Source organism: Bacillus sp. AY18-3 (assembly GCF_008042305.1).
Taxonomy (GTDB): Bacteria; Bacillota; Bacilli; order Bacillales; family Bacillaceae_G; genus Bacillus_A; species Bacillus_A wiedmannii.
The window spans coordinates 234,856-260,123 of the sequence record NZ_QKQR01000013.1 but is presented as its reverse complement, the minus strand read 5'-3'; the positions used below and the strand labels follow the sequence as shown (position 1 = coordinate 260,123).

The window sequence follows — 25,268 nt, the reverse complement described above, 5'->3', positions numbered from 1 at the left end:
CGATATATTTTAAAAATCGCCGATATAATTTCACTCATCATAAAATCACAGGACATTTGCCTCTCATAAAGGAATATATATATTCAAAAGGAGGCGGATTGAAATGAGAAGGCTAATGTACGTTGCATTACTGCTCAGCTTCGTCATCGGAATGACAGCTTGTAACGATGAAACTTCCTCAAGTCGCACACTTTTATCGATTGGAAAGCCAGGGAAGGATAATGTTATATACTTTACGCATACGGATAATAAACGAAAGATAGCTGATATACAAACTATGTTTCAAAATAAAAAATGGAAAAGAAATGAAGCTTTTAGTACGATGAATAAAACGCCAGATCTTGTCTTGTCAATAGATGAGGCCAATACCGGGTTACCGACATTATATGTAACATTGTTTTTTCATGAACACGGAGCGGATGCAATCAACTTGTATGGGGAGCATACGAGCTTGAATAAAAAGGAACTAGAAAAACTTAGTGAAAAGATGAGTGCATATTATCCTGAAATGATTTTAGCCTTAGTTTCATAATGTGTAGGCGAATAGAATTCCCTTATTTTTCTAAAGTGAATCAACAGGAGGTGATCCTTGTATATGCAGTTAATGGAATATCACTTGCTACTTTAATTTTCTTTTAATATAATTAATTTAGAATTTTTAAATATTCTAAATTTTATAAAGGTGGGGTTTGTGTGAATCTCGTTCAATCTTTGGCTGAAACGGCGAAAAAGAAGGGGGATAAACCGGCTTATATATTTATGGATCAGTCGGTCTCATATGACCAATTAAACAAAATGGTCACAAGGTTTTCTAGCAATTTAGCAGAAATGGGCATTGGAAAAGGGGACAATGTCGCATTAGTTGTTGGAAATTCACCACATTTTTTGGTCGGTTTATACGGAACAATGAAAGCTGGAGCAACTGTTATTCCAGTTAATCCAATTTATACAGCAGACGAAATGCATTATATTTTACAAAATGGAGATGTAAAAACAATCATCGTACTCGACGTCCTTCTACCTGTTATACAATCTCTTACAACAAGACTTCCTTCACTTGAAAACATCATCATATGCGAAACCTCATCAGATTTTAACTATACAGAAACCGAAAAAATGAAAACGTTTACGAGAATGATAGGGGCTGGAGATTTAACTTTTGAAGGCCCAGAATTAGATGAAGAAGATGTAGCGGTTATTCTATACACTTCAGGTACAACTGGAAAACCGAAAGGTGCGATGTTAACACATAAAAACTTATATAGTAATGCGAGCGATGTGGCGTCGTATTTACAATATACTGCTGATGATCGCGTCGTTGCGGCTTTGCCAATGTTCCATGTATTTTGCTTAACAGTGGCGGTAAATGCACCGATTGTGAACGGAGCAACTATTTTAATGTTACCGAAATTTAGTCCGAAAGAAGTATTCCGTATTTGTCGCACGTACGGACCAACAATTTTTGCTGGTGTACCGACAATGTACAATTATTTATATTTATTTGAAGAAGCAAGCGCAGAAGATGTGAAGACGCTTCGCCTTTGTATTTCAGGTGGTGCATCAATGCCTGTTGCTCTTCTGCAAAACTTTGAAAAACGTTTTGACGTAATCGTTTCAGAAGGGTACGGTTTATCAGAAGCATCACCGGTTACTTGTTTTAACCCACTAGATCGTCCGCGTAAACCTGGGTCGATCGGTACAAATATTTGGCATGTAGAAAATAAAATTGTGAACGAACTTGGGGAAGAAGTACCTGTTGGCGCAGTCGGTGAATTAATTGTTCGCGGGCCTAACGTTATGAAAGGATACTATAACGCGCCAGAAGATACAGCAGCGACATTGAAAGATGGTTGGCTGTATACAGGTGACTTAGCGAAAATGGATGAAGAAGGTTACTTCTATATCGTTGATCGTAAAAAAGATATCGTCTTAGTTGGCGGTTATAACGTATACCCTCGTGAAGTAGAGGAAGTATTGTATACACACGAATCTGTAGCAGAAGTTGTCGTAATTGGCGTTCCTGATGAAAACTTAGGAGAAGCAGTACGAGCATACGTCGTTTTGAAACAAGCTAACGTAACAGAAGAGGAACTTATGCATTATTGCACATTACATTTAGCAAAATATAAAGTACCAAAGAGTATCGAGTTTTTAACAGAATTACCAAAGAATACGACAGGTAAATTGTTAAGAAGAGCGTTAAAAGAGAAAGCGATGCAAGTTTAAAAATGGGGGGCAACCATCTTTATGAAGGTGGTTGCCTTTGTATTTTTTAGAATTGGTTAAGCTATAGCCCCATATATTTAAACCGTAATATGACTAATAAGGAGGAGATATATGTGGAGCAAAAGGAATTACGTTTACGGAGAGTTCAATACCTTATTTGTGACATTATGGATGAAATGAACGCTGAAAGTGAAAAGAAAAACTTAGAAATTTTGCAGCAAGTAATCGATCATCTTTCAGGTGCGATAGGTGATTTAGTGGATCCATCAAGCTCGTATTCTATTGATTATTTGGAAAGAAAAGTTCACACGGCGCATTATTTACTTTTTAAAAACGAGCGGAAGGCGTACTTATGTAGGAAATAGTATTATTAATTTTATTCGATATTGATAATCATTATCAATATGATAGTTATGTTGGGTATATTCATATAAAAGGAGATGTCGTATTGATAATGATTAAGAAAAAATATGTTAATGCGTTCGTTATAGCAGCAACTTTAGCAGTTCCATTCAGTGGTATTATGGCACCGATTGCGAAAGCAGAAGCGGCAGTAGAAATGAAAGCAAATAGCAAACTAGCGGAAGGCACGTATGACGTTATTTTAAAGACTTATAAAGATCAAACGAATGATACATCAGTTGCGTCTACATATTTAAAAAATCCAAAAGTAACGATTCAAGGTGATAAAAAAATTGTTACATTAACAGTTCAAGATAGTAGCTATTTTCAGTATCTTAGAGTAGAAGATCCAAATAAAATAGGGACATTCCATGATGTAAAAGTAATCTCCGAAGATAAAGCGAATAACGGTACGAAAGTTGTTCAATTTGAAATGGGTGAGTTCTCGAAAAAATATAATATGCAAATGCATATATTAATTCCAGCAATTAAATATGATCATAAATATCAACTGCAGTTTGAAATCGATGCAAGTGCAATTGAACAGAAACCTAAATTCTCAGATGTCCCGACTTGGGCACAAGAGTCAGTTCAATATTTAGTAGATAAAGAAGCAGTGCACGGTAAGCCAGACGGTACATTTGCTCCGGCTGAAAATATCGATCGTAGTTCAGCTGCAAAAATATTAGCAACTGTTTTACGGTTAGAAATTAAGAAAGATGCAAAGCCATCATTCCCTGATGCACAAAATCACTGGGCAACTCCATACATTGCTGCTGTGGAAAAAGCAGGTATTGTAAAAGGTGATGAGAGGGGTAACTTTAATCCGAGCGGGTTAATTAACCGTGCATCAATGGCTTCTATGCTAGTAAATGCATATAAATTAGAAAGAAATGAAAATATAAAACTACCGAAAGAATTTGCTGACTTAAACAATCATTGGGGTGCGAAGTATGCCAATATTTTAATCCAAGAAAACATTTCAATTGGAACAGATAAGGGCTGGGCGCCAGATAAAGCGGTAAGTCGTGCGGAAGCAGCGCAATTTATTGCGAAGACGGATAAGTTGAAGAAATAAATTAAAACGTATACTAGATTTAGCATAAATAAAAAAGGGAAATTTGAACTTCAAATTTTCCTTTTTGCATTGTTATATATTCCTCTTCATCAACTCACCAACTTGCGTCGCAACGTACTCAACATCATTATCAATTTCATCCAACACGTAAGATTCCAAAATGCCCATTACAGCTGTTCCTAAAAATTTTAAAACGATGTGTGTATCAATGTTTTTATTTACTGACGTATTTGTGTTTAATTTTTTTTCTAGTTCACCCATGATGAACGTTAGGAACTTTTTCTGAAATGATAATGTGCTGTTGCTTCTAAATAACGATGCGAAAAATGGTTTGTGTTCTTTGAAGTATTCAAACCATATGACAGTTCCTTCTATATAGCCTTTTGTTTGTTTTATATCGCATATTTCTCTTAATTGATTTAAATGGTCGTCGACAATTTTATCTAATAAATTGTACTTATCTAGATAGTGTAAGTAAAAAGTTTTTCTTCCGATGTTCGCTTTTTCTGTAATGTTTTTTACTGTAATTTCGTCAAAGCCATCTTCAATTAACATTTCAATAAATGCGGATTGAATGGCGTTTTGTGATTTTATAATTCTTCTATCGATTTTCTCCATATGATGTTCCTCCGTTATTGATACATATATTTCGTTATGTGTGTATTATCACCCGAATGCGTAAATATGGTCATTGAAACAAGTGGTTGCTCGTTTTATTGTAAATATACACGTGAGTATTAACTCTCACAAGTGTAAATTTATAATAAAGTAAGGGTGGTTTTATATATATCAGTTACGAAGAGAAATGTCCGTTTTTATGCAAGAGGATTACAAGTTTCTATAAAGAAAATCTGTAAAAGTAATTTTGTTTTGAATTGCACCTCTAATTGTTAGATTTGCATCTAGCAGTTAGAGGTTTTTATTGTGAAGATTGCTGCGCTTAATATTTACGTTAAACGTGCATAACAAGATATAATAGAAGAAATCAAGAAGGAGGCTGACTGTGAAAAATCTTCGTTATTTCAATATATTTACTATGTTAATTGTATACACACTACTCATGTTTTACATCGGCTGGAACGGTTGGGTGTGGCTTCATGCGGTATTTGGCTGGGAATCTTGGGGATATTACGCTTTCGTAGTCGGATTTATTTCATATGCGTACATTCTCGTGCAAGTGTTTAAGTTTCTGCCATTTCTACGAACGATAGGTTCGATTTGGTTTGCGGTCATACAATATGCGCTTATGCTGTTGCCGTTAGCAAATATTACGGTCTTTCTTTTACAGTTTTCAGTGGAGAAAGAAGCGGCAATTATTTGGACAGGAACGGCCGTGTTACTTGCGTTTATCTTTATTTTTGCATATGGGGTATTCAACGCATATAGCCCAGTAGTTAGAAAGTACGAGGTGCACATACCGAAAAAAGTAGAGGGACGTAAAAGCTTACGCATTGCGATGGCTTCTGATATGCATTTCGGTAAATTATCCGGTGTTTCGCATTTAAAAAGACTTGTCCGTCATGTAAATGAGATGGAGCCTGATATTATTTTACTGCCAGGTGATATTATCGATGATCATCCAGGTGTGTTCATTCAAAAAAATATGGGACCAATTATGAAACAAATGAAAGCTCCACTAGGCGTATATGGTGTGTTAGGAAACCACGAATATTACGGACGAGCGGTTCCTGAATTTTTACAAGAGATGGATAAGATTGATATTCGTATTCTGTTAGATGAAGTAATTACAATTGAAGATCATTTTTATCTCGTTGGAAGAAGAGATAAAACAGAGCGAGATCGCCAAAGCTTTGAAAATTTAATGAGTACGGTAAATAAATCTATGCCAGTAATTGCAATGGATCACCAACCATTCGAGTTGAAACAAGCAGCGGAGGCTGGCGTCGATTTACTACTATCCGGCCACACGCACCGCGGACAAATGGCGCCGAATCATATTGTAACGAGAAGAATGTACGAACTAGACTGGGGATACGCACAAAAAGGTGCATTCCACGCGATTGTTTCTTCTGGTTTCGGATTCTGGGGACCACCGCTTAGACTTGGAAGTAGATCAGAGATTGTACAGGTGGAAGTTACGTTTGAATAGGTGTATAAAATAGAGAGCGAATTGCTCTCTATTTTTTCAATAAAAAAGGCTCCACATAAGGAGCGCTCAATAAAAATAAATGAGTTAAAAGAAATAACAGACATGTATAATATAAAACATTTATAATTTTATATAAATATATTTAGATTTATAATTTAAGTTGGCGTCGATTTCATAAAAGAGTTACGATTATAAGAAGCAGCTGAAATGAAGGGGGATCACAAGTGATTATATCAGATGTACTATACGGAGAATTTGAAGTGGATCAAGTGTTAGAAGAATTAATTGTAAGTAAGTCTGTACAAAGACTAAAAGGTATTCATCAAAATGGTGCAAGCTACTTAATAAATGAGAAATGAAATGTAACGCGCTTTGATCATTCAGTTGGCGTTATGTTGTTAATTAAGAAACTTGGTGGTTCAGTAGAAGAACAAATTGCAGGTTTACTGCATGACGTATCACATACTGCTTTTTCACACGTGATTGATTACGTTTTTCATAATGAGGGTGAAAGTTATCATGAAGAGATATTTAGTTCCGTCGTGAAAAACTCAGAAATTCCAGCGATTCTTTCGAAGTATGGTTATAACTATGAAGATATTTTATTAGATGATTCGAAATGGACGTTACTCGAAAGGTCAGCACCAGAATTATGTGCAGACAGAGTGGATTATACGTTACGAGATATGTATACATATGGGTATGTTTCTTTAGAAGAAGTTCACAGTTTTTTAGAGGATGTCATTGCTGTAGATGGGAAAATGGTTCTTCAAAGTGTCGAAATGGCAGAATGGTTTACAGAAACGTATTACAAAGAAGTAATTGATTTCTTTATGAAGCCAATGAATATTTACGGAAACGACATGTTAGCGAAAACGTTAAAGTTAGCTCTTCATAAAAGGATTATTCATGCAGATGACTTTCTTCTTGAAGATGATGAGCTTATTTCGAAATTGCAGCAATGTAATGATCCAGAAGTACATGCTTTATTAAGCAAAGTTCATCCGAATGTAAACGTAAAAGAAGATAGAAACGATTATGATTTGTATCAGAAAAATAAAGTCCGTCTCATTGATCCTCCATTATTTCGTGAAGGTGAAGTTGTTCCATCGTCTGCTGTGTCGGAAAAAATAAGACAGATGAGCGAAATTGCTTATGAAAAAGCGGTGAGAGGGATGTATGTGAAAGTGATTTCGGATTAAAAAGGAGAGCATCACTCCTAGATGCGCTCCTTTTTCTCATTAATAATCAAACCAATTCCAAATCTCAATATCTCCAAGAGTCGCATAACGAACGTGCGGCGAGTTTTGTAATTTTAATAACTCTTTCGACGGGCCAGTAATGACCATGCCGTATACTTTGACGCCGTTATCTTTTACATACTGATAGCGCTTATCTAAATTCAGCACTTTTTCAGGAATCCAAGTCGTTTTACTTACAGTTTCTTTATTTATCGAAAGAATACGCATCATTTCGATTACTTCATCTTCTTTTGTGTGTAGTTTTTTTGTTTCATCTTCAGGAAGATTTATATGTTCTCGAAATCCGATAATTTCTCCGCTATGCAAGAGAAAATTTTCTTCATTTATTCTTTCTTGTCCTGTGTCTAAAGCGTACCATACAGGAATTGGCGGCATTTCTTGTGCTTCAAATGCGCTATATAGAATGGATTCTACTTCTTGTAAAGTGTAAACTTTATCGAAGGATATCGCTACTTCTGCAACAGTCCCCTCATGTATCTTTCCAAGTGTATCCCAAACTTTTTTAGATGATTCTTTCAAAGAAGCTTCTTCCTTGATTTTGGGATGAACAAAGGAAACTTTTTTTGAATAGGCTCTGTTTGCCCAAGATTGATTTGTGGCAGTTACAGATGATAAGAAACTACTCATTGTTACTGTACCAATTGGAAATTCTTCTTTGCCGACAGTTTTAACTAAATTCATTTCATTTTCTGTACGGAAAAAGGGTTTAACCTTCGTACTTCCTCCAGTGGAACGACTATTTGGCATTGTCGCTTCTAGTGCGAGTGCTGGAATCTCATTTACTTCAGAAAAGTTTTTCATATTATTCGAATAGAAGTAAAAGGAAGATGCAAAATGACCAACAAAATAGATTGCTATACAAACAGCGAGGACAAAACTAACGGTTTGCCAACGCTGTTTCCATTTTATTTTCCAAAACGGGATTTTAAAATTTTGTGGTGGTAGTCTTTTCTTTATCGGTTCACTCTTCGAAAGTAACTCATCTAAGTAAGCTTCACACTTTTCACATGTTTCAATATGACTTTCTAATTGCACTTGTTCATCATGCGTGAGCGTTCCGTTTTCGTACTTCCCCCATAGTTTTTTAAACTCTGTACAACCCATCCTGATCACTCCTTTATGCTTTTCGTTTCTTTTCGTCCCCTGTATAATTCGATTTTTACTTTCGCTAGTGAGAGACCGGTCATTTCTGCTATTTCCTTATACGAGAATCCGTAGTAATCTCGTAGTAGTAGTAGCACATTTCGTCTTTCAAGGGGAAGAGAAGATAAACTGTCTAACCAACTAGCAATTTCATGTTTTACGAAATAAGAGTGCTCTGTACTTGGTATGTTCGGTAAATGGAATTCTTCAACTGTCGTTGTTTTATATCTTTTTTCTTTTCGATACCAATCAATAAAGGCGTTGTAGGCAATTGTAAATAACCACGGCCTAATTTCTTCTCCTTTATAATAGTCAATATGGACGAGCATTCGGTAAAAGGTTTCTTGCATGAGATCTTCCGCATAGTGGGAATCTCCGGTTAGGGAGAGAAGATAGCGAAATAAAGTGAATCTTGCATATGCTTGGAGTAAATGTCTTCTAATGATTGTTTGCGTTTCACTACATTTCCCTCCCTTCATACATAACAACGAAATACATATAAAAAAGTTACATTTGTTTTTAAAAATATAGTAAAAAACGTCAAGAATTGGATAGGATTCTCTTTTATCATAATACATATAAGGCGGGTGAACAGAGATGGAAAGCTATGAAACACAAATTCAAAGGTCAATTGATTATATTGAGGAAGATGTAATGGAAAAACAGACGCTGCGTAATTTAGCACGCATTGCAGGTTTTTCTGAGTCGCATTTTCATCGTGTATTTCAGGCGTTAGTAGGTGATACAGTAATGGAGTATGTTCGAAAGAGGAGGTTAGCCCGGGCAGCTTATCAACTTTCTCATACGGATGAAAAAGTTATTGATATCGCATTTGAGCATGGCTTTCAATCTCACGAAACGTTCACGAGAGCCTTTAAAAAAATATTTCAAATGACACCGAGTGAATATCGAAAACAAGAAATTGAAACACCAATGTATTGCAGCGTGAATGTAAAACAAAGAAAATTAAATCCGTATTTAGGAGGCATACAAATGGAATATCGTATTGTAAATAAACCAGAATTTTTAATGGCGGGCTATGAACTGAAGACGACAAGTAAAGAAGGGAAAAACCATCAAGACATCCCAGCATTTTGGCAAGAATATTTACAGAAAGATCTTGGAACAACGATTCCGAATCGTAAAGATACGAGCCAATGGGTAGAGCTTGGATTATGTACTGATTTTAATTTAGAAACAGGCGACTTCACTTATATTATCGGAATGGAAGTTACAGGGTTTGAAAATGTGCCAAATGAAGTTGCGAAGCGTACTTTCCCAGCAGCGACATATGCTGTATTTACAACGCCGAAAGTTCCTCATGAAGAAATGGTATCGTCTATTCACCAAACGTGGAATGCAGTATTCTCAGAATGGTTCCCGCATTCAGGATACGAACATTGTGGCGTTAATGAATTTGAACTATACGATGAGCGTTCCCATGCGGATAAAAGTGAGTTCGCTCAAATTGAACTTTGGATACCAGTGAAGAAGAAATAATAGGATAAGAGCGAATCATTGGGAGATGGTTCGCTTTTTTATAAATAGGGAAAAGGAAAGAGGTTCAAAAATTAGAATGTGTTTGTGTTGGTAGGGAAATAACTAAAATATGGAGATGACCTTTCATAGTGAGTTGTGAAAGGTTATTTTTACGAGTGGATTGTTAAATTTGTATTGCCTCATCTGTAATACATTTAAAAATGATAAAATAAAGTAGCAATTAAATATTGCGGGTGGAAGGTTATGCCCTTTCTTCATTTTGTGGAGAAAGGAGGTGTAATCGTATGGAATTTCTTTTGCAAATTTTGTTGGAAATCACAAAAACTATAGCTAGAGAAGGTATAGTTATGGGATTTAAGAAATTAACGACAAAAAGGCGCAAAAAGAAGACCACCCGTCTGCCTGCGAAGCGTGGGAAGTCTTCTAAGCGCAAATAAGCTTTAGTTGCAACCTTCCACCTTGCGGTAATTAGTTGCAGTGACGGGGTGTTGGAAGCACCTCGTCTACTTCATTTTATGCAAAACTTAGTTAGTTTATACTTCTATTTATAGTATAACAGTTTAGAAATGTATTTGTTAATAGTTTTATTTTTACTTTGTATAGTAGGAGAAGTAGACTGGTATTGTTGGTTTTTGTCGACAAATCGATATATCTTGAAAATCGCTGATATAATTCGAGTTGCGCTGATATATTCAAAAAATCGCTGATATATTTTGAGTTACGCCGATATATTCAAAAAATCGCTGATATAATTTCGTGTACCGCTGAACTATCGCAATAAGCAAGAATAAAAGGCGAGTAACATAATTTCATTTACCGATGAATTCTCCTAGAAAAGAAAAAAGAAAAGACGCCACATAGCGCCTTTCCTACGAATGAAACGGAAACACAAGTATAATTGTCGTTCCTTTTCCGAGTTCGCTGTCAATAGAAATTGTTCCGTTATGAGCATGAACGAGCTGTTTTGTAATAGCGAGGCCAAGTCCAGTTCCGATGTTGCTTTCTTCTGTATTTGTTCCTCTGTAATATCGCTCAAATAGAAGCTCTTTCGTTTTATCATCCATTCCTTTTCCATTATCTGAAATAGATAGTGTAAATGAAGTAGCGTTTTGCGAAAGTTTTACGATGACGTTTGTCGTTTCATTATTATGTTTTACAGCGTTTACGAGTAAGTTTTCGATAATACGCTGGAACCATTTTTCTTCAATGAAATATTGAATTTTGTTTGAGCTTGGTACGAATTCAATATTTTGATTTTGAAGTGTTGGGTTATTAATAAATTGTAATAATACTTTTTGAACGAATTGATTCATTTCAATGTTTACGTGCTGCGCAGGAAGACTGTTATTTTTTAATTGATACGTTAAGCTTAAGTCATCAATTAATGTCGTCATATATTGCGATTTCTCTTTCATAACGCTGCCGAATTGTTGAATGTCACGATCAGTCCAGTTGTACTGCTTTGATTCTAGTAATAATGCGTAGCCATAAATAGAGCTAAGTGGCGTTTTTAAATCGTGCGTTAGACCGGTAATCCATTCTTCACGTGTTTGCTGCAGTACTTGCCTCATCGCATCATTTTTTTTGAGTGTAATAGAAAGGTGCTCTAGTGAATTTGTCACATCACTAAATAAGCGGAATGACCATTTTTCTTTACCAGATTGCCGGAACCTGACAGGTTTCCCTTTTTTACTAACAGGTTCTTCGTACTTTCCACCAGCGATGTTTTTAAGCCAGCGCATCGCATGGAGTAACGGTTTTCCAAATTTATTACCGTACCAAATAGAAAGAATGACTAAATAAACAAATACGATAAGAAGGATTAATCCGCATCCGATTAGAAACTTTTTAGTAAATACATCGTCTATTTCATCATCTGGATAGTAGTACTCATTTTTGGCAGTTACAACAAGAAGATGATTGCTATTTGTGTCGTAAAAGCTAGACGTGTTTTCTTTATGATTCCACGGTTCCTTTTCGCTAAGAGCAGCTTGTATGACAGAAAACGTTTTTTTCTTTCCATCTGGATAGGAGAATACTTCTTCGCCATCACTATTAAAGATTTGAAGTGCTGCTTTTTCTTTAGAAAGTAACTGTTTTTCTTCTTCTGTTAATGTGAACGAATCCGTAGATACAGACGGGTGCTCTTTCTGGATTGTTTTCAGTAATACATTGCTTTTTAACATACCGCCGTATATAACAAGTACGTTCTTTTCTTCTAGTTCAATTTCCCAATATGTAAATGTATAAGGGCTTTCTATATGATTCTGTATATACGAGAATAAAAATGTTTTCGTATAAGATGTCGGTACGTCACTCGGCGTATTAAAGTGATAGAGAACTTTTCCATTTTCCTCTACAACTTGAATCCAATCATTTTTTTCTTTAATTAAGTCTTTTACTTCAGCTTTTAACGAAATATCGCCATCTTCTGAAGAGATATATCTTGAAATCATAAAATTATCAGCATCTGGAATATTCGGTTCGTATGAAGTACTCGTAACAAGAAAAATTAAATACGTGAAAGCCGCTACTACAGCAATCAGTAATGTAACTAAAACAAATACGTGTTGCATGATAAACTGAATAATAAGTCGTTTATTAAAGTTCATATCGTCACCCTACTTTGTAAGGAACTTATAGCCAAGTCCGCGAACGGTTTTTATATATTCTGGTTTACTTGGGTCTTGTTCAATTTTTTCACGTAGTTTTCGAATGTGGACCATAACGGTATTATCATCGCCATTATAGGCAGGTGCTCCCCAAACTTTCTCGTATATTTCTTCTTTCGAAAATACGTAATTCGGATTCTCGCAAAAGAAGAGTAATAGCTGAAATAGCTGGGCGGAACATTCGACAACATGTCCATTTACTGTAAGCTCTGCGGAATATCGATCAATTTCAAATCTACCAAAGGAACTGGATTGTGCTTTTTGTTCGTGTGGTACTGCTTGTTTCATATGTCTTCGGAGTTGTGCTTTCATACGAGCTACTACTTCAAGTGGATTAAATGGCTTCGTAATATAATCATCTGCACCGTGTGAAAATCCAGATATTTTATCTAAATCAGATGTTTTAGCTGTGAGGAAGAAGATCGGGCAATCTGTTTTCTGGCGAATGATTGGACAAATATCAAAACCAGATTGTCCAGGAAGCATGACATCTAAAATAATTAAATCGTATTCATTTTGCTGCGTGAGAGATAAAGCTACTTCAGCCGATGTTGCAGTTGTAATATGAGAAAAACCTTCTTTTTCAAGAATGGTAGTTAGTAATTGTAAAATTGCTGTTTCATCATCAACGAGCAAAATATTTGCTTCATACATAAAAATCCCTCCTAATTTCCTCGAATATCATATCATCTTTCGGTAACTTATGGAATTTTTAAGGAAATTTTAAGGTTTTCTTTCTCAAAAAATTAAGAATCAAATGATATGATAAAAGTAACATAGGGGAGGAGATGAGTGTGAATCCGTTTCAAACGATGCGAGTTAGGTATTTTTTAATTGTATTTGCACTATTAACTTTAGTTGCAAGAGTCAGTAATGAATTGATAGAAAATACATTTCATATGCAAAATTCTACTTTTATAAATATTCTTATATTCTATATCTTTCCGATTACATGGATTTTTTTTGAGTATAGAAAACACCGTGTTTCCTTTTCATTATTTATTAATAAAAATGAAACATTTAACCTGGTGCAAGTTTTATACATTGCACTTATGTTAGCCGTGTTTAGTTATGGATATCTTATTTTGTACATGTATAGTTTTGCATGGATTACACCGGAATTTATTATGAACGCATTACGTGAACCGGTTATTGATAGCACAGGGGGATATGTATATCAAATTATTATGGTCGTGTTCATCGCACCAATTATTGGTGAATTTGTTTTTCGGGGATTTTTACTGCAACGCTTTGCAGCAAAATGGGGAACGAGTATAGCGATCATTGTAGTAGCGATGTTGTTTGCGTTGCTACATGTTGATTTCCTAGGTGCAGTAGTATTTAGCGTTGTACTATCAATCGTATATATTCGTACAAATAGCTTACTCATGCCAATTGCTATTCACATGTTAAACAATGCATTTGTAATCGGTGCTTCTTTTTTAATAAATAAAGAAGAGATAATAAGTCTTGCAGATTTCTCAAATTATACGACGTTCTTTCCAGGGCTTCTTATTTTTATAATGGGATTAAACTTAGTACTCATCTTTTTATTTGTTAACCGCAAATATTGGAATAAAGAAATGCCAGCTATATATGTAGAGCAGGAAAAGAGTTTTTCAAACGTAGTGGGGGATAAGTAAGATAAAGAAAACGGTTGAAAAAATATTGAAAGACATGATAGAATCGACGTTTCTTACAGATATGTGTGATAAAAGCGTTTGTCATTAGGTGCAACCTGTAGTAGATACGATCGTGTTTCTAGAGTATTACTTATTTTCTATTACTCATTTAAAAGAAAATATTATTTCTCTTCTTATTGTGTTAGGGGTTTTACTAATATTTGGTTTAATTGTAGAAGAAATGATGAAGCGCATCTTCAAAAAAAATGAAGAGAAGTATATGTGGGTTTATAAAGTATTCGAGAAAGTAATGGGGGCTTTCCTTTTGTTTTATAGTATGAAAACTATCATTTACTTTATAGCTTTGAAACATCATTAATTCTAAATTTGAAAGGGATGTATAAAATTATATGAATGAAACAATATCATCAAATAAGTTTTTTTATTTGATTTTGCTTAGTATAGTGCTGATCACGACAGTCAATGTTATTCTTCGCTGGGAGGAAGCTTATTTCTTTATGTATTTAGCACTCCATTTGCTAGGAATATTATGTATAAGCGGTGGAATAGTTGCTGAAAAAAAGAGTGAAGAAAGCATTAATTATATGTGTGTGACCGGTCTTATTTTACTATTAGCTGTGCAAGGTATTATGAAATATAGTTCTTTTTCTTTACAAGATTTTAGTTTATTAATGGATATACTTCCTTAAGGGGGCGCGTTATGTTATCTAAGAAGCAAATAGGATACGTACTAATTTTAGTAGGTTTTTTTACGCTTATTGTAACGACGTTATTTTTTCAAGACTATGAATATATACGCTATATAAAAGGGGCTGGTTTCATATGTTGGGTTGTAAGTATATTTCTTATCCCAGAGTATGAACCGAAGAAAGTGTCTAAAGGTAGGTAAAACTCTTCTATTTGTAGAAGAGTTTTTTTATGTAAATAAAAGGCTCGCGAGCAATTCGCATAATAAGCTTGTTCTAATTTAGCATGTACGAACTTACAATAATAATAGACAGGCAGCATAGAGGAGGGAATAGCGTGAGGAAGGTTATTGGGTGGTCGCTTTTTTTGTACGTTGGGTTTGCGTTGCTTATATATTGGTATTTATTTGGATGGAATCATGAACTGATTCCGGACATGTATAAAGGAACGAGTGCAGATCCAGAAACGTTTATGAATGCGAGAGAGCTTACGCTAAGCCAAGATTATTCGCGCGTGAAAAATTTACTGTATTTTTTAGCGACGCCTCTTGAATGGATTATTTTATTATTTGTACTTGTGCTCGGTGTTTCAAGAAAGTTTGAGAAATGGTCGAAGGAAACGACGAAAATAAGTGTCCTGCAAGTTGCGATTTATTTCTTTTATTTATCACTACTCACAACAGTTCTTGCCCTGCCGATGCAATGGATTAGCCGAAAAGTGTCCGTTGATTACGGCATTTCAACGCAAAGTACACAAAGCTGGATAAAAGATCATGTTATCGGTTTTTGGGAAAGTTATGCGACTATGTTAATCGTAGTTACTGTTCTGTTATGGCTTATCCGTAAATTCCCGAAGAGATGGTGGCTAGCGGGATGGGCACTCTCTGTTCCATTTACAATCTTTTTAACATTTATACAGCCGGTCGTTATTGATCCGCTTTATAATGACTTCTCGACGCTGAAAAATAAAGAATTAGAAACGAAAATTTTAGCGATAGCAGAAAAAGCTGATATTCCAGCTAAACATGTATATGAAGTAAATATGTCGGAAAAAACGAATGCATTAAATGCATATGTAACAGGAATTGGCCCTAACGCTCGTATTGTAATGTGGGATACAACACTTAAGCAATTAAAAGATAAAGAGATTTTATTTATAATGGCCCATGAAATAGGGCATTATGTTATGAAACATATATATTGGGGCGTTGCGAGTTATGTGTTGCTATCGTTTATAGGGATGTATCTCATTAGTCGTATTATCAATATGTGTATTCGAAAATGGGGAGATACACTGCAAATTTCAAAAGTAGCATGTTTTTCAATTTTACCTTTATTTTTCTTAATTTCTTCTGTACTCTCTTTTGCATCACAGCCAGCAACAAACTATGTTTCTCGTATAGAAGAACGAGCAGCAGATCAATACGCTTTAGATATGACGAAAGACGGGAAATCTGGTGTAAAAACGTTTCAATATTTATCAAAGACGAGTTTAAGCCAAGTGAATCCGCCTGCGTTAGTGAAGTTTTTCTTATACACACATCCACCAATTTTCGAAAGAATTCATACGTTTGAACAATATGAGAAACAAAGCAAAAAGAAGTAGCGATTATGCTACTTCTTTTTTAGAGATATAAGTTTTATATTGGGAATATTTATCATTGCTTTTTATTGCGATTTTGTGAATAATAAGCTATAAAATTCTAAAAATCTATATATAAAGGAATAAAGGTGAAAAAATGTATTTTTTAAAAAATTTAAAAGTGAAATATAAATTATTATCGCTTATTTCATTAGCAGTATTGAGCATGGTAATTATGAGCTACGTAGCAATTAATTCTATTAATAAGATTAAGCATGATACAGAGGTTGTAGTAGATGATTATCAACATTCTGTAGTTTTATTAGAAGGAATGCTTCGTACACAAAATTCACTAGAGTATAACTTACTAGAATTAATTACAGCGTCACCAAATGAGGGGACAAATAAAGAGGGGATTATTGGCAATATTGAAAAGGATCTTGAAAAATATGATTCTTTATTAAAAGAATATGATGATGGCTTCAATTTAAGTAAGCAAGAGGATGAGCTGTTTCAGAAGATGAAGGAATCTTTGCCAAGTTATATGGAGACATATAAGAAGTTGTTTGATAAAGTGAAGGTAACAAATGAATCTCAAATGGTAAACGAATTTCATAAGGAATTAAAACCGAAGGGAGTAGAGTTAGCTAGTTATGCTGTAGATCTAGAAGCGTATGTTTCAAATTTAGCTGACCAAGTATTTAAAGATTCTCAAAAAATGATAGATCGTTCCGTTATTACTTTTATCATTCTTGTAGTAGTTACTACAGTCATTATATGTATAGTAAGTTATATTATTAGCAAGCTTATAGTTGCACCTTTACAAACGGTTAGTCGTATGATGGAAAGAGCAAAAGAAGGAGATTTAACTGTACATGGTGAGTATAATGCTAAGGATGAATTAGGTGTATTAGTAAGTGATTTTAACGAAATGATTGCAGGGCTAAGAACAAATATGCAAGAAGTAGAGAATAATATTCAGCTTTTATTCCAACATGCAGACGGAGTAGTATCTGCATCGGAAGTATCTAGTGGTGCAGCGAAGAAAATCACTATAGATATTGAAGAAGTTGCAAATGGCGCAGAGGGCCAAATGCAGGCAATGGAGCAAACTGCGGGTGCGATGGAAGAGTTGACACAAGGAATGCAGAGTATAGTGAATACATCATCCTCTGTAAATGAATTGTCTGCTCAATCAGCATTAGATGCAGAGAGTGGTAACAAATTAATGAAACAAATGATTCAACAGATGGATACAATCCAAAATTCAGTACATAACGGTGTGAAACAAGTAGAGACTATGAAAGAACAATCAGAAGAAATTGTTAAAATCATTGATGTTATGCAAGGTATTACCTCTCAAATTAACTTATTAGCATTAAACGCCGCAATTGAGGCTGCCCGTGCTGGGGAAAGTGGTAGAGGATTTGCAATTGTGGCAGATGAAGTAAGAAAATTAGCAGAACAATCTAGTGATTCTGCAAAACAAATTGAGAAGCTTATTACTCAAGTTATGGGAACAACGAACCATACGGTACATATGATGGGGAAAGTAGATAATGAGGTACAGGCAGGTACACAAGTAGTAATGCATACAGAAAAAGTATTTGGAAAAATTACAGAAAAAGTACAGCAAGTATCTGAGCAAATTCAAACGGTATCTATGTCTACAGATGAAATTGCAGCGAGTAGTGAAGAGATTTCGGCTTCTGCAGAAGACATGGCTCAAATATCCCAAAGATCATCTGACCGCACTGATAGGGTAAAAGAGTCTATTCAACAGCAAGAAAAATCTGTTCAAGAGATCTCGGTTTCAATTGAACATATGCATAATGCAGCAGGAGGATTAAAACAAATAGTTGCCCAATTTACTCTTCAAAAGTAGTAGTATATTTAAGTTTTAATATAGAAAAATTCCATTCAATAAATAAAAAAAATCATCCTATATAACAAAGGATGATTTTTTTATGGGAATTTTGTGCAGTTATCACTTAATATATTCTAATTTTTTACAATTTTCCGATTGTAATATATAATAATACGTAATGTTTTGGAGATTTTTCATTTGTAAAAGATAGTTTATAGGAGGAGAGAAAGGGTGTTCAATAAAAAATCAATGCCGGCTATAAAAATGATCCTTTCGATGTCTATTTTCGGATCAATTGGATTTTTTTCTACTCAAACAGGTTTACCGTCTTTTGAATTAGTATTCGTTCGTTGCATTTGTGCGACTATATTTTTAGCATTATGTTGGCTCGTAACAGGACAGTATAAAAGTGAGAAATGGAATAAAAAAGAAGTAATGCAAATATTAGCATGCGGTGTATTTCTCGTTTTTAACTGGGTATTTTTATTTAAAGCGTTTGAAGTTATGTCGATTACAATTGCGATTTCAGTTTATCATCTTGCACCCATTATCGTATTAATGATTGGTAGTATTGTATTTAAAGAGAGACTTACAGTGTTTGCGGTTATGTCCATTGTCATTTGTTTTATCGGTACAGTTTTAGTAGCTGGAGTAGATGGAAGTCTATCGCTTCAAAAACTGATGTCATCTGGAATGGTATGGGCACTTCTTGCAGCATTATTTTATGCTTTTACCACTTTATTAGGAAAAGGAATTCAGCATACGAGCGCATATGCGATGACATTTTTACAAACATTTTTAGGTATATTTTTATTGCTACCATTCGTAGACTTTGGCAAGTTTCAAGGGTTAACAGAGATGAACTGGATGATGATCACAGCGACAGGTCTTATACATACGGGATTTGTATATTACTTATTTTTTGACAGTTTAAGAGGTTTATCGACGAGATTAATTTCTGTATTAGTGTTTTTAGATCCTGCTGTTGCAATCCTATTAGATACAGTCTTTACCGGATTTAGACCAACTAGTATGCAAGTAGTAGGGATTGTTCTTATATTTGTAGGAATGGCATTTACTTTTCGAAAAACAAAGGACGAAAAAATAGCGGTAAAAGAAAGTTTATATTCTTAATTGTAAATAATTAGGTGTATTCTATTGAAAATTCCCTGATTTTTTGTACAATATAAAAGGTAGGAAAATAAAGGAAAAGGTAGATGAGAGAGATGAAAAAGCTAGTAAAGATAGCGACATCGTTAACTTTAATGGGAGGAATATTTGTAAGTGCAAATGGTGTGTCTGCAAATACTGATGTTCCCCAAAAATCTGGTCCTAATATTATGATAGAGTTTGATGATGTAACAACAGGTCATTGGGCATATGATGAAATTACGAATTTAGTATATCATCGAATTATGTATGGATATGGAAATGGTAAGTTTGGTGTAGAAGATAATATAACACGTGAACAGGCGGCGGCAGTATTACATCGTGCACTTCATTTAAAAAGAAGTGTGTTTAATGAAAATCCATATGGAGATATTAGTGGGAAATCAACAATGTTTCCTTACGAAATTTTACATTTAACGAATATTGGTATTTTTAAAGGAGACGAAAATGGAAATTTCCGTCCGAAAGATACACTGACTCGTGCAGAATTAGCACAAATTTTAACGAAAGCATATGAGTTGAAAACAAAGCGTCCGCATACATTTACAGATATACGAGAAAACCATTGGGCAAGAGATGCAATTAGCGCATTACAGTCTAATAATGTAGCGGTAGGAACGGGAGATGGCAAGTTCGAACCTGAAATGCTCGTTACACGTGGGCAATTTGCGAAGTTTTTACAACGATCAATTGATAATTCGCCAGGGAAAATGGAATAGATAAAGAGAAAGCTCATAATTTGTAGAGGAGACATCCTCCGCTCATTATGGGCTTTTATTAATAGATAGGTTAATATTGTCGTATGTTGTAGTTAAGTCGATATAATTGCATTTTTTGTCTAGAAAATGAACTCTTAAAATGTGAAGGATTTCTTTTAAAAAAAGTAGAATATTTATATTATAGAAACACCTTTACATGAATACAGGGAAGAAAATTGATTTGCGTACAATTCGGTATAAAAGTTGAAATCGAGAGCGAATTGGCTCTCCTTTAGTAGTGATTTTCACAATAATAGATTTTTTAAATGTAATATATTGCATAACGGGTGCGAAGGCAACATATGTAATATTGGAAAGGATTTCAGTCTATTATTTTCCGTTTTTTAAATGGAGATAAAGGGGAGAGGGCAATGAAGAAGAACATGTTACGTATAATGGCAACGGTAACTATTATGGGCGGCTTGTTTGTAAGTACAAATGTTACAAACGTAAAAGCAGAAGAATATCCAGAAATGATTGTTTTTGATGATGTTCCAGTAAACCACTGGGCATATGACGATATAATGGACGTAGTATACAATAAAGTAATGTTAGGCTATGGAAATGGTAAGTTTGGTGTAGGAGATAATGTAACACGAGAACAAGTAGCAGCAGTACTTTATCGTACATTGAATTTGAAAAAAGAAGGACCTTTAAAAAATCCATACAAAGATATTTCTGAGAGGGCAACAATGTTTTTAGATGAAATTTTAGTATTAACAAAGCATGGTATTTTTGAAGGTGATGAAAAAGGAAACTTTAGACCAGCCGCACCTGTAACACGTGCAGAAATGGCGCAAATTCTTACGAAAGCATTTACATTTGAGGTGAAGAAGAACCATACATTTAAAGATGTACCAAATAATCACTGGGCAAAAAATGCGATCAGTGCACTGCAGTCTAATCATGTCATAGTAGGAACAGGAAATGGGGAATTTGAACCGAATAAAGTTGTAACACGTGAGCAATATGCAACGTTTTTAAATAAAGCTGTTTTTTATTTTCCTGTAAAAGATGAGGATTATGAATGAAAGTTAAAATATAAGGACATTTATATTATATCGATATAATATAAAGTAATAAAAAAGCGTGGGAATTCCACGCTTTTTTATTGTTTTATATTATTTATAAGTATATAAATTTTCTATTCATAATTTAGCTGTTGGAATTTAGTGGATAAGAAGAGATTGAATAAAGTAACTTTTTCTTGTTTAAATATGAGATTTAGTAACTTTATTATTAATAGAGTGTAAATAAAAGTATATGAAATATAGTTCATAAATTAGACAAAAATCACATGGGAATTGTATTGTTACGCTTTCGTTAATTCTTTATATTAGAAAAAAATATGTTTTTAGGGAGAGAATACTTTGAAGAAAAAAATTTTAAAAGTAGCAACAGCTTTAACAATTATGGGTGGAGTAGCATTTAGTGCTGAGGGGACTACAGCAAAAGCTGAATTAGCTGCAAAGCCACAACAAGCAAGTCAGGCAATCTTTACAGATGTACCAGCAGGACATTGGTCTTATAAAGCAATTCAAACTTTAGCAGAACATGAAATTATGCTTGGTTACGGAAATGGTGTGTTCGGTTTTGGACATAACGTAAATCGTGAACAAGTAGCCGCTTTAATTTATCGCGCACTAGATCTTGATGAAGAATTTGGTGAAGATGAGGTATTAGAAAGCCCATATAATGATATTGTTGATGATAACTCAACGATGTTTCCTTTTGAAGTTTTAGCAGTAACAGAATTAGGTATCTTTACAGGTGACGAGAATGGGAACTTCAGACCAAAAGCTACGTTAACACGTGCAGAAATGGCGCAAGTTCTTACAAGGGCATTTGGATTACAAGTACAAGGAACAGCAAAATTTAAAGATGTACCAAAGGGACATTGGGCAGAAAATGCGATTAATGCAGTAGGTTCAAATGGTATTTCAGTAGGAGATGGAAAGGGTAACTTCGCTCCGAACATGAAAGTAACACGTGAACAATATGCTCAGTTCTTATTTAATTCAATGTTTAAATAAATAATAAAGAAGGAGCCGGTGTTGTATAACACTGGCTTCTTTTTTATATGTAATGCCGGTGGAAGAATACAGTTTTGTAAAAAAAAGAAATTAAATTTTCGAAAAAAACTTCCTTTTCTGAAGATTTGTTATATAATATAAAACATAAAATCAAATCTGTTATAAAACAGTTTAAGAAGGGGATGCTAATATGTCGACGCAAACTTCACGGGTTACATTGCCCGGAGAAATGTTACCAGCGTACAACGAAATATTGACACCTGAGGCGCTTAGTTTTTTAAAGGAACTACATGAAAATTTTAATAAGCGCCGCATAGAACTTTTACAAAAGCGTGCGGAGAAACAAAAGAGAATTGATGCAGGAGAGTTTCCGAAGTTTTTAGAAGAAACAAAGCGCATACGTGAAGCGGATTGGACAATTGCTCAATTGCCAAAAGATTTAGAGGATCGCCGCGTAGAGATTACTGGACCAGTGGATAGAAAGATGGTTATTAACGCTTTAAATTCAGGAGCGCATCTTTTTATGGCAGATTTCGAAGATTCGAATTCACCAACTTGGGAAAATGCAATTGAAGGTCAAATAAATTTACGAGATGCAGTGCAGGGAACGATTTCACATAAAAATGAAAACGGAAAAGAATATCGTTTAAATAGTAAAACAGCAGTATTAATTGTGCGTCCAAGAGGATGGCATTTAGAAGAAAAACATATGCAAGTTGATGGGAAGAATATGTCTGGTAGCTTAGTAGATTTCGGACTTTATTTTTTCCATAATGCAAAGGCTCTTTTAGCAAAAGGAAGCGGTCCATACTTTTACTTACCGAAAATGGAAAGCCATTTAGAAGCAAGGTTATGGAATGATGTTTTCGTATTTGCTCAAAAATATATTGGTATTCCAAACGGAACGATCAAAGCGACGGTGTTACTGGAAACGATTCACGCTTCGTTTGAAATGGATGAAATTTTGTATGAGCTTAAAGATCATTCTGCTGGGTTAAATTGCGGAAGATGGGATTATATTTTCAGCTTTCTAAAGAGCTTTCGTAAACATAATAAATTTTTACTTCCAGATAGAGCGCAAGTCACGATGACGGCGCCATTTATGCGCGCGTATTCTTTGAAAGTCATTCAAACGTGTCACCGTCGTAATGCACCAGCTATTGGAGGAATGGCGGCACAAATTCCAATTAAAAACAATCCAGAAGCGAATGAAGCAGCTTTTGAAAAAGTGCGTGCAGATAAAGAGCGCGAGGCTTTAGACGGGCATGACGGGACTTGGGTTGCCCACCCGGGACTTGTACCAGTCGCGATGGAAGTATTTAATCACATTATGAAAACACCGAATCAAATTTTTAGAAAACGCGAAGAAATACATGTTACAGAAAAGGATTTATTAGAAGTACCAGTGGGAACGATTACAGAAGAGGGACTTCGCCTAAATATTAGCGTAGGTATTCAATATATCGCATCTTGGTTAAGTGGACGGGGAGCGGCACCAATTTATAACTTAATGGAAGATGCGGCAACAGCGGAAATTTCTAGGGCACAAGTATGGCAATGGATTCGCCATGAAGGTGGAAAGCTAAATGACGGTCGTAATATTACGCTTGAATTGATGGAAGAGCTAAAAGAAGAAGAACTAGCAAAAATAGAAAGAGAGATTGGTAAAGAAGCCTTTAAGAAAGGGAGATTCCAAGAGGCGACAACGTTATTTACAAATCTCGTTCGGAATGATGAATTTGTACCATTTTTAACATTGCCAGGTTATGAAATTTTATAAAAAGTGAAAAGGGGATGGAACAAATGAAAAATGAAAGAATCGAGAAATTACAAGAGAGTTGGGAACTAGATACGCGTTGGAAAGGAATCACACGTCCATATTCGGCAGAAGATGTAATTCGCTTGCGCGGGTCAATTGATATTGAACATACATTAGCGCGCCGCGGTGCTGAAAAGCTTTGGGCGTCGCTTCATACGGAAGATTATATTAACGCACTTGGCGCATTAACAGGAAACCAAGCGATGCAACAAGTGAAAGCTGGGCTAAAAGCAATTTATTTAAGTGGATGGCAAGTCGCTGCGGATGCGAACCTTTCTGGACATATGTATCCAGACCAAAGTTTATATCCAGCGAACAGCGTACCTGCTGTAGTGAAACGAATTAATCAAACACTTCAACGTGCGGATCAAATTCAGCATATGGAAGGAAGCGGTGATACAGATTATTTCGTACCGATTGTAGCAGATGCAGAAGCTGGATTTGGCGGACAATTAAACGTATTTGAACTGATGAAAGGTATGATTGAAGCAGGTGCATCAGGTGTGCACTTTGAAGATCAATTATCTTCAGAGAAAAAATGTGGCCATTTAGGCGGAAAAGTATTACTACCAACGCAAACAGCGGTGCGTAATTTAATCTCGGCACGCCTTGCAGCAGACGTAATGGGAGTGCCGACAATTATTGTTGCAAGAACAGATGCGGATGCAGCAGATTTAATTACGAGTGATATTGATCCTGTTGATCAAGCGTTTATTACAGGAGAAAGAACACCAGAAGGATTTTACCGTACAAAAGCAGGTCTTGATCAAGCGATTGCACGTGGTTTAGCATACGCTCCTTATGCAGATCTCGTTTGGTGCGAAACATCTGAACCAAATTTAGAAGATGCAAAACGATTTGCGGATGCAATTCATAAAGAGCATCCAGGGAAATTGCTTGCATATAACTGTTCACCTTCATTTAACTGGAAACAAAAATTAGATGAAAAAACAATTGCAAGCTTTCAAAAAGAAATCGCATCTTACGGTTATAAGTTCCAGTTCGTAACACTAGCGGGATTCCACTCATTAAACTACGGCATGTTTGAATTAGCACGTGGCTATAAAGAGCGCGGCATGGCAGCATACTCTGAACTACAACAAGCAGAATTCGCAGCAGAAAAACACGGCTACTCTGCAACTCGTCACCAACGCGAAGTAGGAACAGGTTACTTTGATGAAGTAGCTCAAGTTATTACAGGCGGTACTTCATCAACGACAGCGCTAAAAGGATCTACAGAAGAAGCACAGTTTACGAAATAAAAGGAAGGGGCACCTTTTTGAAGGGTGCTCCTTATTATTTTCGGAACGATTTTTC

At 35.2% G+C, this 25,268-nt stretch carries 22 protein-coding genes and 4 pseudogenes; 21 read left to right on the top strand and 5 right to left on the bottom strand.

Annotation, left to right across the window (positions count from 1 at the left end; genetic code table 11):
* Positions 1–103: 103 nt before the first annotated feature.
* The 4 genes from DM800_RS12905 (at position 104) to DM800_RS12890 (ending at position 3,706) form a co-directional block, all read left to right on the top strand.
* The gene (locus tag DM800_RS12905) at positions 104–532 is read left to right on the top strand and encodes a hypothetical protein (protein WP_098815463.1); all 429 of its coding nucleotides are present in this window, start codon (positions 104–106) and stop codon (positions 530–532) included.
* A 161-nt stretch (positions 533–693) separates the two neighbouring features.
* The gene (locus DM800_RS12900; RefSeq protein WP_097908045.1) at positions 694–2,226 is read left to right on the top strand and encodes a fatty acid--CoA ligase family protein; all 1,533 of its coding nucleotides are present in this window, start codon (positions 694–696) and stop codon (positions 2,224–2,226) included.
* Between the two features lie 113 nt (positions 2,227–2,339).
* On the top strand, positions 2,340–2,591 hold the full coding sequence (locus tag DM800_RS12895) for a hypothetical protein (RefSeq protein ID WP_000435468.1): 252 nt from the start codon (positions 2,340–2,342) through the stop codon (positions 2,589–2,591).
* A gap of 89 nt (positions 2,592–2,680) precedes the next feature.
* A complete protein-coding gene (locus tag DM800_RS12890) occupies positions 2,681–3,706 on the top strand; it encodes an S-layer homology domain-containing protein (RefSeq protein WP_147787028.1) in 1,026 nt (341 codons plus the stop codon).
* Positions 3,707–3,778: 72 nt separating this feature from the next.
* Here the strand turns inward: DM800_RS12890 and DM800_RS12885 are convergent, their stop codons facing one another.
* Complete coding sequence (locus DM800_RS12885) at positions 3,779–4,324, bottom strand: TetR/AcrR family transcriptional regulator (RefSeq protein WP_147786936.1); 546 nt, start codon at positions 4,322–4,324, stop codon at positions 3,779–3,781.
* Between the two features lie 385 nt (positions 4,325–4,709).
* Between DM800_RS12885 and DM800_RS12880 the strand changes: the two genes are divergently transcribed.
* Together DM800_RS12880 and DM800_RS12875 are read left to right on the top strand one after the other, a co-directional pair.
* Positions 4,710–5,816 (top strand): metallophosphoesterase, encoded by a 1,107-nt coding sequence (locus tag DM800_RS12880; protein ID WP_097908048.1) that lies wholly within the window; start codon positions 4,710–4,712, stop codon positions 5,814–5,816.
* Positions 5,817–6,040: 224 nt separating this feature from the next.
* Positions 6,041–7,018 (top strand): annotated as a pseudogene (locus DM800_RS12875) (HD domain-containing protein).
* Positions 7,019–7,057: 39 nt separating this feature from the next.
* Here the strand turns inward: DM800_RS12875 and DM800_RS12870 are convergent.
* Together DM800_RS12870 and DM800_RS12865 are read right to left on the bottom strand one after the other, a co-directional pair.
* On the bottom strand, positions 7,058–8,182 hold the full coding sequence (locus DM800_RS12870) for an anti-sigma factor (protein WP_088062413.1): 1,125 nt from the start codon (positions 8,180–8,182) through the stop codon (positions 7,058–7,060).
* A gap of 5 nt (positions 8,183–8,187) precedes the next feature.
* Positions 8,188–8,681: pseudogene (locus DM800_RS12865) on the bottom strand (RNA polymerase sigma factor).
* A 137-nt stretch (positions 8,682–8,818) separates the two neighbouring features.
* Between DM800_RS12865 and DM800_RS12860 the strand changes: the two are divergent.
* Together DM800_RS12860 and DM800_RS29175 are read left to right on the top strand one after the other, a co-directional pair.
* Positions 8,819–9,721 (top strand): AraC family transcriptional regulator, encoded by a 903-nt coding sequence (locus tag DM800_RS12860; RefSeq protein ID WP_088082742.1) that lies wholly within the window; start codon positions 8,819–8,821, stop codon positions 9,719–9,721.
* 284 nt (positions 9,722–10,005) lie between these two features.
* Entirely contained in the window at positions 10,006–10,158 is a 153-nt protein-coding gene (locus DM800_RS29175; protein WP_046956985.1) for a hypothetical protein, read from the top strand.
* A gap of 432 nt (positions 10,159–10,590) precedes the next feature.
* On the opposite strand, the gene DM800_RS12855 is transcribed toward DM800_RS29175, so the two are convergent.
* Positions 10,591–12,333, bottom strand: a complete 1,743-nt coding sequence (locus DM800_RS12855; protein ID WP_088062415.1) for a sensor histidine kinase — start codon at positions 12,331–12,333, stop codon at positions 10,591–10,593.
* Positions 12,334–12,342: 9 nt separating this feature from the next.
* Positions 12,343–13,047 (bottom strand): response regulator transcription factor, encoded by a 705-nt coding sequence (locus DM800_RS12850; protein WP_147786935.1) that lies wholly within the window; start codon positions 13,045–13,047, stop codon positions 12,343–12,345.
* Positions 13,048–13,181: 134 nt separating this feature from the next.
* Between DM800_RS12850 and DM800_RS12845 the strand changes: the two genes are divergently transcribed.
* The 13 genes and pseudogenes from DM800_RS12845 (at position 13,182) to aceA (ending at position 25,213) form a co-directional block, all read left to right on the top strand.
* A complete protein-coding gene (locus DM800_RS12845) occupies positions 13,182–14,036 on the top strand; it encodes a CPBP family intramembrane glutamic endopeptidase (protein ID WP_147786934.1) in 855 nt (284 codons plus the stop codon).
* Position 14,037: 1 nt separating this feature from the next.
* A pseudogene (locus DM800_RS12840) lies at positions 14,038–14,394 on the top strand (hypothetical protein).
* Between the two features lie 31 nt (positions 14,395–14,425).
* Positions 14,426–14,725: a hypothetical protein gene (locus DM800_RS12835; RefSeq protein ID WP_088062420.1), complete on the top strand. Its 300-nt coding sequence runs from the start codon at positions 14,426–14,428 to the stop codon at positions 14,723–14,725.
* Positions 14,726–14,736: 11 nt separating this feature from the next.
* Positions 14,737–14,925 (top strand): hypothetical protein, encoded by a 189-nt coding sequence (locus DM800_RS12830; protein ID WP_098088028.1) that lies wholly within the window; start codon positions 14,737–14,739, stop codon positions 14,923–14,925.
* A gap of 134 nt (positions 14,926–15,059) precedes the next feature.
* Complete coding sequence (locus DM800_RS12825) at positions 15,060–16,328, top strand: M48 family metallopeptidase (protein ID WP_137011507.1); 1,269 nt, start codon at positions 15,060–15,062, stop codon at positions 16,326–16,328.
* A 133-nt stretch (positions 16,329–16,461) separates the two neighbouring features.
* A pseudogene (locus DM800_RS30050) lies at positions 16,462–17,241 on the top strand (MCP four helix bundle domain-containing protein); the annotation flags it as partial.
* Entirely contained in the window at positions 17,236–18,189 is a 954-nt protein-coding gene (locus DM800_RS30045; protein WP_412678003.1) for a methyl-accepting chemotaxis protein, read from the top strand. The pseudogene DM800_RS30050 and the gene DM800_RS30045, both read left to right, overlap by 6 nt.
* Before the next feature lie 213 nt (positions 18,190–18,402).
* The gene (locus DM800_RS12815; protein ID WP_147786932.1) at positions 18,403–19,305 is read left to right on the top strand and encodes a DMT family transporter; all 903 of its coding nucleotides are present in this window, start codon (positions 18,403–18,405) and stop codon (positions 19,303–19,305) included.
* Positions 19,306–19,388: 83 nt separating this feature from the next.
* A complete protein-coding gene (locus DM800_RS12810) occupies positions 19,389–20,060 on the top strand; it encodes an S-layer homology domain-containing protein (RefSeq protein WP_147786931.1) in 672 nt (223 codons plus the stop codon).
* A gap of 410 nt (positions 20,061–20,470) precedes the next feature.
* Complete coding sequence (locus tag DM800_RS12805; protein WP_087984704.1) at positions 20,471–21,130, top strand: S-layer homology domain-containing protein; 660 nt, start codon at positions 20,471–20,473, stop codon at positions 21,128–21,130.
* 339 nt (positions 21,131–21,469) lie between these two features.
* Positions 21,470–22,132: an S-layer homology domain-containing protein gene (locus DM800_RS12800; protein WP_088608388.1), complete on the top strand. Its 663-nt coding sequence runs from the start codon at positions 21,470–21,472 to the stop codon at positions 22,130–22,132.
* Positions 22,133–22,322: 190 nt separating this feature from the next.
* Positions 22,323–23,912, top strand: a complete 1,590-nt coding sequence (aceB, locus tag DM800_RS12795) for a malate synthase A (RefSeq protein WP_087984706.1) — start codon at positions 22,323–22,325, stop codon at positions 23,910–23,912.
* A 23-nt stretch (positions 23,913–23,935) separates the two neighbouring features.
* Positions 23,936–25,213: an isocitrate lyase gene (aceA, locus tag DM800_RS12790; protein ID WP_087984707.1), complete on the top strand. Its 1,278-nt coding sequence runs from the start codon at positions 23,936–23,938 to the stop codon at positions 25,211–25,213.
* The last annotated feature ends 55 nt before the right edge of the window (positions 25,214–25,268 follow it).

Bases quoted from the DNA above. Each gene is read 5' to 3' on its own strand.
- DM800_RS12905 (WP_098815463.1), top strand. From the start codon at position 104: ATGAGAAGGCTAATGTACGTTGCATTACTGCTCAGCTTCGTCATCGGA.
- DM800_RS12890 (WP_147787028.1), top strand. From the start codon at position 2,681: ATGATTAAGAAAAAATATGTTAATGCGTTCGTTATAGCAGCAACTTTA.
- DM800_RS12885 (WP_147786936.1), bottom strand. From the start codon at position 4,324: ATGGAGAAAATCGATAGAAGAATTATAAAATCACAAAACGCCATTCAA.
- DM800_RS12870 (WP_088062413.1), bottom strand. From the start codon at position 8,182: ATGGGTTGTACAGAGTTTAAAAAACTATGGGGGAAGTACGAAAACGGA.
- DM800_RS12860 (WP_088082742.1), top strand. From the start codon at position 8,819: ATGGAAAGCTATGAAACACAAATTCAAAGGTCAATTGATTATATTGAG.
- DM800_RS29175 (WP_046956985.1), top strand. From the start codon at position 10,006: ATGGAATTTCTTTTGCAAATTTTGTTGGAAATCACAAAAACTATAGCT.
- DM800_RS12855 (WP_088062415.1), bottom strand. From the start codon at position 12,333: ATGAACTTTAATAAACGACTTATTATTCAGTTTATCATGCAACACGTA.
- DM800_RS12850 (WP_147786935.1), bottom strand. From the start codon at position 13,047: ATGTATGAAGCAAATATTTTGCTCGTTGATGATGAAACAGCAATTTTA.
- DM800_RS12845 (WP_147786934.1), top strand. From the start codon at position 13,182: ATGAGTGTGAATCCGTTTCAAACGATGCGAGTTAGGTATTTTTTAATT.
- DM800_RS12835 (WP_088062420.1), top strand. From the start codon at position 14,426: ATGAATGAAACAATATCATCAAATAAGTTTTTTTATTTGATTTTGCTT.
- DM800_RS12830 (WP_098088028.1), top strand. From the start codon at position 14,737: ATGTTATCTAAGAAGCAAATAGGATACGTACTAATTTTAGTAGGTTTT.
- DM800_RS30045 (WP_412678003.1), top strand. From the start codon at position 17,236: ATGATTGCAGGGCTAAGAACAAATATGCAAGAAGTAGAGAATAATATT.
- DM800_RS12810 (WP_147786931.1), top strand. From the start codon at position 19,389: ATGAGAGAGATGAAAAAGCTAGTAAAGATAGCGACATCGTTAACTTTA.
- DM800_RS12805 (WP_087984704.1), top strand. From the start codon at position 20,471: ATGAAGAAGAACATGTTACGTATAATGGCAACGGTAACTATTATGGGC.
- aceB (WP_087984706.1), top strand. From the start codon at position 22,323: ATGTCGACGCAAACTTCACGGGTTACATTGCCCGGAGAAATGTTACCA.
- aceA (WP_087984707.1), top strand. From the start codon at position 23,936: ATGAAAAATGAAAGAATCGAGAAATTACAAGAGAGTTGGGAACTAGAT.